Source organism: Streptomyces sp. NPDC002690, assembly GCF_053592415.1.
Genome location: NZ_JBSFVR010000221.1, coordinates 1 through 12,363 on the forward strand (window position 1 = coordinate 1; position 12,363 = coordinate 12,363).

7 protein-coding genes are annotated in these 12,363 nt (G+C 71.9%); 4 read left to right on the top strand and 3 right to left on the bottom strand.

The window, feature by feature from the left end; all coding sequences use genetic code 11:
- Positions 1-206 precede the first annotated feature (206 nt).
- A complete protein-coding gene (locus ACWD3D_RS24345; protein WP_451462935.1) occupies positions 207-848 on the top strand; it encodes a superoxide dismutase in 642 nt (213 codons plus the stop codon).
- 129 nt (positions 849-977) lie between these two features.
- Here ACWD3D_RS24345 and ACWD3D_RS24350 read toward each other — a convergent pair whose 3' ends face one another.
- From ACWD3D_RS24350 to ACWD3D_RS24360, 3 genes are all read right to left on the bottom strand, one after another.
- Entirely contained in the window at positions 978-2,519 is a 1,542-nt protein-coding gene (locus ACWD3D_RS24350) for a pyridoxal phosphate-dependent decarboxylase family protein (RefSeq protein ID WP_451462936.1), read from the bottom strand.
- Entirely contained in the window at positions 2,509-3,903 is a 1,395-nt protein-coding gene (locus ACWD3D_RS24355) for an MFS transporter (protein WP_451462937.1), read from the bottom strand. Before ACWD3D_RS24355 ends, ACWD3D_RS24350 begins: the two co-directional genes overlap by 11 nt.
- Positions 3,904-4,092: 189 nt before the next feature.
- Positions 4,093-4,743 carry a mycothiol-dependent nitroreductase Rv2466c family protein gene (locus tag ACWD3D_RS24360; protein WP_451462938.1) on the bottom strand — a complete coding sequence of 217 codons (651 nt, stop codon included), beginning with the start codon at positions 4,741-4,743 and terminating at the stop codon, positions 4,093-4,095.
- A 117-nt stretch (positions 4,744-4,860) separates the two neighbouring features.
- Between ACWD3D_RS24360 and pepN the strand changes: the two genes are divergently transcribed.
- From pepN to ACWD3D_RS24375, 3 genes are all read left to right on the top strand, one after another.
- Complete coding sequence (gene pepN / locus ACWD3D_RS24365; protein WP_451462939.1) at positions 4,861-7,443, top strand: aminopeptidase N; 2,583 nt, start codon at positions 4,861-4,863, stop codon at positions 7,441-7,443.
- Positions 7,444-7,706: 263 nt separating this feature from the next.
- The gene (locus ACWD3D_RS24370) at positions 7,707-8,813 is read left to right on the top strand and encodes a hypothetical protein (RefSeq protein WP_451462940.1); all 1,107 of its coding nucleotides are present in this window, start codon (positions 7,707-7,709) and stop codon (positions 8,811-8,813) included.
- A gap of 213 nt (positions 8,814-9,026) precedes the next feature.
- Positions 9,027-12,332 carry a S8 family serine peptidase gene (locus ACWD3D_RS24375; protein WP_451462941.1) on the top strand — a complete coding sequence of 1,102 codons (3,306 nt, stop codon included), beginning with the start codon at positions 9,027-9,029 and terminating at the stop codon, positions 12,330-12,332.
- The last annotated feature ends 31 nt before the right edge of the window (positions 12,333-12,363 follow it).

The following is a 12,363-nucleotide window of genomic DNA, read 5'->3' on the forward strand; positions in this document are numbered from 1 at the left end:
GTGGTGCGGCGGCGAGGTGGGGGGGGGGCGCGCTGTCCGCCTAGCGCACGCGTCGGGGGGGGGTGGGGGCTTCCCCCGGACCGCCGCCCTTTCTCACGTACCGGCACTTCCACCGGGTCCTCTCCCCCTCACGATCTTCTTCCTGCTAGCCTGCATTTGCACATAGGTTGCAATAACAACTGCTGAGCATCTGAAGGGTTCGCACCATGGCCACGTACACGCTCCCGGAACTCCCGTACGACTACGCGGCACTGGAACCGGTCATCAACCCGCAGATCATCGAGCTGCACCACGACAAGCACCACGCGGCGTACGTGAAGGGCGCGAACGACACCCTGGAGCAGTTGGAAGAGGCCCGGGACAAGGAGGCGTGGGGTGCGGTCAACGGACTCCAGAAGAACCTCGCGTTCCACCTCTCCGGCCACATCCTGCACTCGATCTACTGGCACAACATGACCGGCGACGGCGGCGGCGAGCCGCTCGCGGCGGACGGCGTGGGCGACCTCGCGGACGCGATCACCGAGTCCTTCGGCTCGTTCGCCGGCTTCAAGTCCCAGCTGACGAAGGCCGCCGCCACCACCCAGGGTTCGGGCTGGGGCGTCCTCGCGCACGAGCCGCTCAGCGGACGGCTGATCGTCGAGCAGGTCTACGACCACCAGGGCAACGTCGGCCAGGGCTCCGTGCCGATCCTGGTCTTCGACGCCTGGGAGCACGCCTTCTACCTCCAGTACAAGAACCAGAAGGTCGACTTCATCGAGGCGATGTGGCGGGTCGTCAACTGGCAGGACGTGGCGAAGCGGTACGCCGCAGCCAAGGCCCGCGAGAACGTCCTGCTGCTCGCCCCCTGACCTTCTCCGGTCCGCCCCCGACGTCCTGCCTCGTGATCGTCTTCTCAACCCTTCACCCGGCAGGCGGATCAACGAAGAGCCCCCGCGAAGACATGGTTCGCGGGGGCTCTTCCCTGTGCGCGAGCGGACTCAGACCCGGAACACCGCGCCGATGAACTCCACGAGCAGCCGCTCCTTCAGCCGCCCCGGCAGGGCGTCCAGCAGCACCAGGACCGGGGCCATCCGGCCGGGCAGCCCGGCGTCCCCGTCCAGTCCGGCGAAGGCGAGCACCCCCGCGACCTCCTCCGGTCCGAGCGAGTCCGGGTCCAGGCCGGCGGCCAGCTCGGCGAGTGCGGGGTCGACCGCGACCGGCTCCAGCGCACGGGCGGCGACGAGGGCCTTGGCCAGGTCGGCGAGGAGGGCGTCGACCTGGCCGACCGTGGCCGGGGTGAGCGTCAGGTGCAGGTTGGGCGGCAGGCCGTCGAAGGAGAGCTGGGGCTGGAGGTACCAGCCGAGCTCGCGCATCTCGTCGGCGAGGTGGAGCAGCAGGCTGAGGTCGGGCCCGTCCTCGCCGACCTGGCCAAGGCCCTGGTCGCCGCCCTCGCGCGCGCCCTCGTCCGCCGCCGCTCCGGCGACCGGTCCGAGCACGGTGAACGCCACCAGTCCGGCTGCGGGTTCGCCGAGGACCCGGAGCCCGGGCAGGGCGCGCAGCCCTGCCAGCAGCCGGTCGGAGGCCTCGGCGACCCGGCCGGCGAGTGCGGTGTACCCGTCCTCTCCGACGTGCTGGAGCGCCGCCCACGCCTGGGCGAGCAGTCCGCCGGACTTGGTGCCCTGCACGGTGGGGTTGACCACCGGATAGCCGGGCCACCCGGCGTGCGCGAAGTACTGGTGGCGGCGGAGTTCCGCGTCCCGGTAGAGGACCACGGAGGCGCCCTTGTCGGCGTACCCGTACTTGTGGAGGTCGACGGAGAGCGAGGTGACGCCGGGCACCGACAGGTCGAACGGCGGGATGTCCCTTCCGGCGCGCCGCAGATGGGGCAGCAGCCAGCCGCCTATGCAGGCGTCGACGTGGCAGAGCACCCCGCGCGCGGAGGCGGCGGCGGCGATCTCGGCGACCGGGTCGATCACCCCGTGGGCGTACGAGGGGGTGGAGGCGACCACCAGGACGGTGCGGTCGGTGAGGGCAGCCGCCATCGCCCCTGCGTCGGCCCGGAAGGTGACCGGGTCGACGGGGACGACGACCGGTTCCACCCCCAGGTAGTGGGCGGCCTTGTGGAAGGCCGCGTGGGCGGTGGACGGCAGGATCAGCTGAGGGTCCGTCACCCCGCGTACGGCACGGGCGTGGTCGCGGGCGGTCTTCACGGCGAGCAGGATGCTCTCGGTGCCGCCACTGGTGAAGGTGCCCTGGGCGCCGGGCACGCCGAGCAGGTCGACGGCGGCGCGTACCAGGTCGTTCTCCAGCCGGGCGACGCTGGGGAAGACGGTCGGGTCGAGCCCGTTGACGGTGGCGAAGGCGGTGTACGCCTCGGCGGTCAGCTCGTCGAGTCCGTCCAGCCCGGCGTCGTAGACGTAGGCGAAGGTGCGCCCGCCCCGGGTGGGGGCGTCGGCGCCGCGCAGGGCACGGAGCTCGGCCAGCACCTCGGCGGCGGGACGGCCGGTCACGGCGGGGCTGGGTACGGGGTCAGTCGGCACGGGTCAGGTCCTCGTTCGGGGCGGCTTTCGGGGCGGAAGGGGTCACGGCGGTGGGCTCGGCCTCCTCGCGGTAGCGGTGCAGCAGCCAGAGGCTCGCGGTGGCGAGGACTGCGGGCAGCAGGCTCATGCCGGTGGTGATGCCGGTGAGGGCGGCGTCCGGCTGGGCGACCTCGTGGTCGGCGTCCGAGGAGCGGAAACCGGTCACCGCGAGGACCAGAGCGAACAGCCCGGCACCCAGCGCGAAGGCGAGGGTCTCGGCGGCCGTCCACAGTCCGGTGAAGGTGGCGGTCCTGCGCCTGCCGGTCCGGACGGCGTCGGCGGCCAGGGTGTCGGCCAGCAGCGTCAGCGGCAGCAGTTGCAGACCGGCGTACGCGATGCCGACCGCCGCCACCGCGAGGTAGCCGAGCACCGGGCCGGCCACCGGGGTGAGGGCGAGGGCGACGGCCCCGGCGATGTACAGCAGCGAGGCGCACCACTGCGCGTACCGGGTGCCCTTACGGCGGGCGAGGCGGTTCCACAGCGGCATGAAGAGCACCAGCGGGCCGATCATGCAGGCGAAGAGCGGGGTCACCGCGGAGGCCGAACCCAGGGTGTAGGTGGCGAAGTACTGGACGCCCGCGAGCATCACGCCGATCGCCAGCGCCTGGAGGGTCCACATCCCGGCGAGGTGGAGGAAGGGCCGGTTGGTGCGGGCGGCGGCCAGTTGGGCACGGAGAGAGGGCTCGGCCTCGCTCCGTGCGACGGTGGGGGCCCACCTGGTGGTGAACCAGGCGCCGAACATGCCGGCGGCGAGGAGCACGGCGACGATCACGCCCATCAGCCGGTAGCTCGCGGGGGTGTCGCCGTCCGCGTGCGCGATGGCGGGGGCCAGCGCGCCGGAGAGCAGGATGGCGACGCCGAGGAACGCCACCCGCCAGGCCAGGACCCGGCCACGCTCGGCCGGGTCCTCGGTCATCTCCGCGGGCATCGTCACGTACGGCACCTGGAAGACGGCGTACGCGGTCGCGGCGAGCAGGAAGAGCACGGCGACGTACCCGGCGGCGGCTCCGCCGCGCAGGGACGGGGCGGCGAAGATCAGCGCGAAGAGCGGCGGCAGGGTGCAGGCGCCGATCAGCAGGAAGGGGCGGCGGGGGCCGCCGCGCAGCCGACTGCGGTCGGAGACCACACCGACCAGCGGGTTGACGAGGACGTCCCACGCCTTGGGGAGGAAGACGGCGGCCCCGGCGACGGCGGCGGGCACGGCCAGCACGTCGGTGAGGTAGTAGAGCAGGACGAGACCCGGCACGGTGGAGAAGGCGCCGGTGGCGAGGGAACCCAGGCCGTAGCCGACGCGCACCCGGCGGGGCAGGGCGGGCGCGGGCTGCGGGGGTCTGTCGGCGGGCATGGGGCCGATCATGCGGCCAGTCCACCGGGGGAACAAGGGTTCGCGTGTTGCGGGTGTGCGAACGAATCCGCGGCGAGCGGGCGCGGACGGGCCCGGGGTGCGCGGACAAGCGCGGGGTGCGCGGACAAGCGCGGGGCGGAGGCCCTGGTGTCCGACCCGCCCCGCTCCGCACTCGTCCGTCGTGCCGGGTCAGTCGAAGATCGGGCCCTGGGTGCGGGTCCGCTTGATCTCGTAGAAGCCGGGGATCGAGGCCACCAGGAGCGTGCCGTCCCAGAGCTTCGCGGCGTCCTCGCCCTTGGGCGCCGGGGTCACGACCGGGCCGAAGAAGGCGACCTGCCCGCCGTCGGCGCCGGGCACGGCGATGACCGGGGTGCCGACCTCCTGGCCGACCTTGTCGATGCCCTCCTGGTGGGAGGCGCGCAGTTCGGTGTCGTAGGTGTCGTCGTCCATGAAGTCGGCGAGCGAGGCGGGCAGGTCCACGTCGGCGAGTGCGCCGAGGACGGCCTCGCGGGTCGGGCCCTCGCCCTTGTTGTGGAAGCGGGTGCCGAGCGCGGTGTAGAGGCCGGGGACGACCTCGTCACCGTGCAGCTGCTGGGCGGCGACGACGACGCGGACCGGGCCCCACGCCTTCTCCTCCAGCAGCTCGCGGTACTGGGCGGGCAGCTCGTCCAGCTTGTCCTCGTTGAGGACGGCGAGGCTCATCACGTGCCAGCGGACCTCGACGTCGCGTACCTTCTCGACCTCCAGCATCCAGCGAGAGGTCATCCATGCCCACGGGCAGAGCGGGTCGAACCAGAAGTCCGCGGGGGTCTTGCCAGGTGCTGTGGTGGTGTCGGACATGTCTCTCCTTGGCAGCGTCGGTCTCCGCGCGGCTAACGCGCGGGACCGTCCGGAGATTCCCCGGAGACCGCCGTGCGAGGATCAAAACATTCGATATCGAGTCACGAAGGAGTGCCGGTGCCCGGTGAGAACCTGTCCCGCGAAGAGGCCCACGAGCGGGCGGAGCTGCTGACCGTCGACGGATACGAGGTCGCGCTCGACCTGCGGTCCGCCGTCGGCGGGACCGAGGAGGACGGTGCTCCGCGCACCTTCCGCTCCGTCACCACCATCCGTTTCCGTTCGGCGCGCGCCGGTGCCTCCACCTTCGCCGACCTGATCGCCCCCGGCGTGGACGCGGTGACCCTGAACGGCACCGCGCTCGACCCGGCGGCCGTCTTCGACGGGACCCGGGTGGCGCTGGACGGCCTGGCCGAGGGCGAGAACGTCCTGGTGGTCGACGCGCGGTGCGCGTACAGCCGGACCGGCGAGGGGATGCACCGGTTCGTCGACCCGGAGGACGGCGAGGTCTACCTCTACACGCAGTACGAACCGGCCGACGCCCGCCGGGTCTTCGCCAACTTCGAGCAGCCCGATCTGAAGGCCCCGTACCGCTTCCAGGTGACGGCCCCCGAGGACTGGCGGGTCTGGAGCAACGGCGCCGAGGAGTCCCACGAGGGCGGGGTGTGGCGGTTCGCCGAGACCAAGCCGATCTCGACGTACATCACCACCGTGCTCGCGGGTCCGTACCACCACGTGACGGACCACTACTCCCGCACGTTCGAGGACGGCAGCACCCTGGAGATCCCGCTCGGCGCGATGTGCCGCAAGGGTCTCGCCCGCCACTTCGACGCGGACGACGTCTTCCTCATCACCAAGCAGGGCCTGGACTTCTTCCACGACCACTTCGACTACCCGTACCCGTTCGGGAAGTACGACCAGGCGTTTGTGCCGGAGTACAACCTCGGCGCGATGGAGAACCCGGGTCTGGTCACCTTCCGCGAGGAGTACATCTACCGCGGCAAGGTCACCACGGCGTCCTACGAGCGCCGGGCCAACGTCATCCTGCACGAGATGGCGCACATGTGGTTCGGCGACCTCGTCACCATGACCTGGTGGGACGACCTGTGGCTGAAGGAGTCCTTCGCCGACTTCATGGGCTCCTTCTCGATGGTGGAGGCCACCCGCTTCACCAACGGCTGGATCACCTTCGCCAACAACCGCAAGGCGTGGGCCTACCGGGCCGACCAGCTGCCCTCCACCCACCCGGTCACGGCCGACATCCGTGACCTGGAGGACGCCAAGCTGAACTTCGACGGCATCACGTACGCCAAGGGCGCCTCCGTCCTGAAGCAGCTCGTGGCGTACGTCGGGCGGGACGCGTTCCTCGAAGGCGCCCGGCGCTACTTCAAGCAGCACGCCTACGGCAACACCCGTCTCGGCGACCTGCTGTCGGTGCTCGCCGACACCTCCGGCCGCGACATGACGGCCTGGTCCCGCGCCTGGCTCCAGACGGCGGGCGTCAACAGCCTCACCCCGGTCCTGTCGTACGACGCCGAGGGCCGGATCGCCGAACTCGCCGTGGTCCAGGAGGCCGCCGCCTCCCACCCGGAGCTGCGCCCGCACCGGATCGCGGTGGGCCTGTACCGGAAGGACGACAGCGGCGCGCTGACGCGGTACGCCCGCGTCGAGACGGACGTGTCCGGGGAGCGCACGGTCGTCACCGAGCTGGCCGGGGCCGAGAAGCCCGAGCTGGTCCTCGTCAACGACGACGACCTGACGTACTGCAAGGTCCGCTTCGACGAGGAGTCCCTCGCCACCCTGCGCGACCACCTCGGTGCCGTCACCGACCCGCTGGCCCGCGCGCTCTGCTGGTCGGCGCTGTGGAACATGACCCGCGACGGGCTGATGCCGGCCCGCGACTTCATCGCCCTGGTACTCGCCTTCGCCGGGCGCGAGTCGGACATCGGCGTGCTCCAGATGCTGCACAACTGGGCCCACTCGGCGCTCACCCACTACGCGGCCCCGGCCTGGCGCGAGGAGGGCGGCAAGCTGCTGGCCGAGGGCGCGCTGCGCGAGCTGCGGCTCGCCGTGCCGGGCGGCCAGGACCAGCTGACCTGGGCCCGCTTCTTCGCGTCGACGGCCTCCTCGGACGAGGACCTCCGGCTGCTGGGCGAGCTTCTCGACGGCTCCGCCGTGATCGAAGGTCTCGACGTCGACCAGGAGCTGCGCTGGTCGTTCCTCTTCCCGCTGGCCGCGCGCGGAGTGGCCGACGAGGCCGCGATCGCCGCCGAACTGGCCCGTGACGACACGGCGTCGGGCAAGCGGCACCAGGTGCGCTGCCTGGCCGCGCGCCCCTCGGCCGCGGTCAAGGACCAGGCATGGGCGGCGGTCGTGGAGTCCGACCGTCTCTCCAACGCCCTGGTGGAGGCGACGATCGCCGGTTTCGTCCGGCCCTCGCAGCGCGCACTCCTCGCGCCCTACACCACGAAGTACTTCGCGGCGATCGAGCGGGTGTGGAAGGAACGCTCGATCCAGATCGGGATGGACGTGGTCTCGGGGCTGTTCCCGGGGCTCCAGGACGACCCCGCGACACTGGAGGCGACCGACGCCTGGCTGAAGGAGCACGAGGACGCGGCGCCCGCGCTGCGCCGCCTGGTGCTGGAGGCCCGTGACGACCTGGCACGCGCGCTGCGCGGTCAGGAGTGCGACGCGGCGGCGTAGGGCCTCTCCCCGACACCCGGCCACTCCCCGTGCGGGCCGTCCCTTTCCGTCGGAAGGGACGGCCCGCGCGGTCGTGTGCGCCCCGGCGTACGGAGGCCGCACGGTCGGGTGCGCCCCGGCCTCCCGCGCCCGCCCGGGCAACCCCCCGCACGGCGGCCCATTTCGATCATCGGTCCGCACGCAGGGGGCCCGTGCTGTCCTGGTATGTCGACGGGCCTGTAACAGGGGTTAGCGGCCGCTCCGGCAGCGGAAAGTGCCCTTGCATGAACCACGACACCTCCCTGTCCTCCCCCCGCGCCCTGCCCGGCACACCCGGGGCCGAACCGCGGGTCGTCACCGGCGCGCAGTTGCGGCAGGAGGGCCTGACCGCGGCGCAGGTCTCCGGGCGCTGCACGCCCGGGGGCCCATGGCAGCAACTGCTCCCGGGTGTCTACCTGCTGGACACGGAGCCGATCGGCGGGCGCGAGCGGCTGCGGGCGGCGCTGCTGTACGCGGGGCGGCCGGCCGCCGGCCGCCGAGGGGCGCAGAGCGGTCGCGGAGGGGCCGGTACGGGCTTCGCGGTCTCCGCCGCCGGGAGTGAGGGGGCGGTCGTCACCGGGGTGGCGGCGCTGGCGCTGCACGGTTTCGCCGCCGCGCCGCCCGTACCCGCCCTTACCCGCGTCGACGTGCTCGTGCCGCGCACCCGGCGGCTGCGGGCGACGGGGTTCGTCCGGGTGGTGCGCGCGTCGCTCCCCGAGGAGCCGGTGGTGGTCGACGGGTTCCCGGTGGTGCCCGCGGAGCGGGCCGTCGCCGACGTGGTGGCCGGGCTCGACGACCCGGCTGCGGTACGCCTGCTGCTGGCCGAGGCGGCACGCGACGGACACTGCGAACCCGCCGTCCTCGTGGCCGAGTTGAGCGCGGCGAAGCTGCTGGGCCGGCCGCCGGTGGCCCGTGCGGTCGAGCTGCTGCTCGCGGAGGGCCGGAGCCTCGCCGAGGAGCGGCTGTACACGCTGGTGCGGGTGCACGGGCTGCCCGAGCCGGTGTGGAACGTGGATCTGCGGCTGCCCGACGGCCCGTACCTGGGCAGCGTGGACGCCTACTGGCCCGAGGAGGCGGTGGCGGTGGAGCTGGACACCGCCCGGGCGCCCCGGAGCGGCGCCACGTCCTGGCCGACCCCGCGCGGTTCGCGGGGCCGGGCGGAACCCGGGCCGGGGCCGGTCGCGCACACGGTGCTGCGGGAGTACCTGGAGCGGCTCGGGGTCACGGTGGTGCGGCTCTCGGCACTGGGGCTGTGCGAGGCGGCGGAACGGCAGGCGGGCACGGTGCGGACGGCGCTGTGTGCGGCGCGGGACCGGCGACCCGCTTCGTACGTGGTGGCGTTGCCGCGCTGAGCGGAGCGGCAGGCTCCGGGCGGACGGCCCTCGACTGTGGACAAGGGCATGATCTGACACCTTTTCTCCCCGGTGACGCAGGGGCAACGGTGGCGGATCTACGCCATGTCGTCTACGCGCCTCCGTCAACTCTCCACAAAACCCTGTCAGGTACGAAAGGGTGAGCGGTCATCCGGTACCGAATTCCGGACTCTTTCTTTCCGATTCACAGGGATGCTGATGACCAAGGATTCCCCCGGTTCCATACCGGCGGCCAGACGCGTGGCCCGGGTGGCCGCCGCGGCGGGTCTGGTGGCAGCGCTCGCCGCCACCGCCACCGCCCCGGTCTTCGCCGCGGACGACCCGGCCGCGACCACCGTCAAGCCCGCCGCCTCGAGCGATTCGGGCGACAAGCTCGGCAAGTCCGACGCCCAGGTCCTGGCGCAGGCCGAGGCCAAGGGCGAGAAGTCCGTCACGCTGATGGTCGCCACGAAGCCCGGCTCCACCGAGCAGGTCAAGAGCCAGCTGGACGCCGTCAGCGGGTCCGTGCCCGGCATCACGTACGACAAGCTCGGCTACGTCCGGGCGACCGTCCCGACGAAGACGGCGAAGGCCACGATCGCGTCGGCCTCGAAGCTGTCGTCCGTGCTCGGCATCGACCTCCGCCAGGAGATCGAGCTGGACGACCCGACGCCCTCGGCCGACCGTGCCGCCGGCGCGAAGACGGCCACGACGTCCACCACGTACGCGGCGCCTTCCAAGAAGACGCCCGCGAAGAACCCGTACAACCCGTCCTTCGAGACGGGTGCGGTCGACTTCGTGAAGCAGAACCCGAAGGCGGACGGCCGGGGCATCACCATCGGCATCCTCGACTCCGGTGTGGACCTCGCCCACCCGGCGCTCCAGAAGACCAGCACCGGCGAGCGCAAGATCGTCGACTGGGTCACCGCGACCGACCCGGTCAGCGACGCGGACGGCACCTGGCTGCGGATGACGCAGGCGGTCTCCGGCCCGTCGTTCACGCTCGGGGGCGTCACCTACAAGGCGCCCGCCGGCTCGTACAAGTTCAGCCTGTTCCGGGAGTCCGCCACCAACGGCGGCGAGATGCTGGGCGACCTCAACCGTGACGGTGACAACACCGACACCTGGGGCGTGCTGTACGACCCGGTCACCGGCACGACCCGGGTGGACCTGAACAACAACGCCGACTTCTCCGACGACACGGCCCTCCTGCCGTACAAGGAGAAGCACCAGGTCTCGTACTTCGGCACGGACGACCCGCGCACCGACGTCGCCGAGCGCATCCCGTTCGTCGTGGAGACCCGCAAGAACGTCGTCTACAACGCGGCGGGCGCCACCTCGGACTACGTCAGCATCGGCGTCATCGAGGGCGAGCACGGTACGCACGTCGCGGGCATCACCGCGGCCAACGGCCTGTTCGGCGGCGCGATGAACGGCGCGGCCCCCGGCGCGAAGATCGTCTCCTCGCGCGCCTGCACCTGGACCGGCGGCTGCACCAACATCGCGCTCACCGAAGGCATGATCGACCTCGTCGTGAACCGCGGTGTCGACGTCGTCAACATGTCGATCGGCGGCCTGCCGCCGCTCAACGACGGCAACAACGCCCGCGCCGAGCTGTACAAGCAGCTCATCGACATCTACGGCGTCCAGCTGGTCATCTCGGCCGGCAACGACGGCCCCGGCGTCAACACCATCGGTGACCCCGGTCTCGCCGACCACGTCGTCTCGGTGGGCGCGTCGATCTCCAAGGAGACGTGGGCGGCCAACTACGGCTCCCTCGTGACCAAGAAGTACGACATGCTGCCCTTCTCCTCGCGCGGTCCGCGTGAGGACGGCGGCTTCGCGCCGGTCATCTCGGCCCCCGGCGCGGCCATCAACACCACCCCGACGTGGCTGCCCGGCGGCCCGGTCAAGGAGTCGGGCTACGCCCTGCCGGCCGGCTACTCGATGCTCCAGGGCACGTCGATGGCCTCCCCGCAGGCCGCCGGCGCCACCGCGCTACTGCTCTCCGCCGCGAAGCAGAAGGGCATCGACCTGGCCCCGGCCGATCTGCGCACCGCGCTGACCAGCTCCGCCACCCAGATCAAGGGCGTCTCCGCGATCGCCCAGGGTTCCGGTCTGATCAACATCCTGGACGCGTGGAAGCTCATCAAGAAGGGCGCCACGGCGAACGAGTACTCGGTCAGGGCCCCGGTCGACACCTCGATCGACTTCGCGCTCAAGGACCCGGGCTTCGGCACCGGCCTGTACGACCGTGAGGGCGGCCTGAAGACCGGTCAGAAGAAGACGTACGACGTGGTCATCACCCGTACGACCGGCGCGGACCGCGCCGTCGCGCACAAGCTGTCGTGGAAGAACGACGACGGCACCTTCAAGCTGGTCGGTCCGAGCACCGTCAAGCTGCCGCTCGGCACGCCGGTGACCGTCAAGGTCCAGGCGCAGCCGCGCTCGGTCGGCGTGCACAGCGCCATCCTGGAGGTGAACGACGCCAAGACCGTGGGCGTGGACCAGCAGATCCTGGCCACCGTCGTCGTCGCCACCGACATCAAGGCCCCGGCGAACGCGTTCGCGGCGTCCGGCTCGGTGCAGCGCAACAGCACCACGTCGTACTTCCTGAACGTGCCGGAGGGCGCCAAGACGCTGGAGGTCGCGCTCAGCGCCCTCCGCTCGGGCAGCCAGACCCGGTTCATCTCGATCCACCCGTACGGGGTCGCGGTGGAGAACAGCTCCACGATCTACTGCTACCCGAACTACGAGAGCCCGACCAACACCTGCCGTCCGGACGCGCGGTCCTACAAGGACCCGCAGCCCGGCGTCTGGGAGATAGAGGTCGAGGCCCGTCGTACGTCGCCGCTCCTGGACAACCCGTTCAAGCTCGACGTGTCGCTGCTCGGCGCCACCTTCGACCCGGCGGTGCAGGCCATCGCCGAGGCGAAGATCGGCACCCCGGCCGCGGTGAACTGGACCGTCACCAACGAGGCCGCCGCTCTGACCGGGCACCTCACGGGCGGTTCGCTCGGTTCGGCCGCCGTCGAGCGCCCGTCGATCTCGACGGGCCAGGCGCAGGAGTTCGAGGTCACCGTCCCGGCGGGCGCCGAGAAGCTCGACGTCGCCATCGGCTCCACCACGGACGCCAACGCGGACATCGACCTGTACGTCTTCCTCGGCGACACGCAGGTCGGCGCCTCGACCACCGCCGGGTCCGAGGAGTCGGTGAGCATCGCCTCGCCGGCCGCCGGCACCTACACGGTCGTGGTCGACGGTTACGACGTGCCGGCCGGCACCACCGCGTACGACTACCGCGACGTGTTCTACTCCGCGGCGCTCGGCACGATCAAGGTGGACGAGTCGACGCCGGTGAACCTGGCGGCCGGCGGGTCCGCGCAGGTCGGCGCGCAGGTGATCGTCGCCGGTGCGGCCCCCGAGGGGCGGCAGTTCTTCGGTGAGGTCCACCTCGTGAACGCCCACGGCACCGCCGCGGGCACCGGCAGTGTGGTGATCGAGAAGGTCACCGAGTAGCACCTCCGTCCGGCCGGTCCCCGCGACCGGC

Coding starts and splice junctions, on each gene's coding strand:
- ACWD3D_RS24345 (WP_451462935.1), top strand. CDS start 207: ATGGCCACGTACACGCTCCCGGAACTCCCGTACGACTACGCGGCACTG.
- ACWD3D_RS24355 (WP_451462937.1), bottom strand. CDS start 3,903: ATGCCCGCCGACAGACCCCCGCAGCCCGCGCCCGCCCTGCCCCGCCGG.
- ACWD3D_RS24360 (WP_451462938.1), bottom strand. CDS start 4,743: ATGTCCGACACCACCACAGCACCTGGCAAGACCCCCGCGGACTTCTGG.
- ACWD3D_RS24370 (WP_451462940.1), top strand. CDS start 7,707: ATGAACCACGACACCTCCCTGTCCTCCCCCCGCGCCCTGCCCGGCACA.
- ACWD3D_RS24375 (WP_451462941.1), top strand. CDS start 9,027: ATGCTGATGACCAAGGATTCCCCCGGTTCCATACCGGCGGCCAGACGC.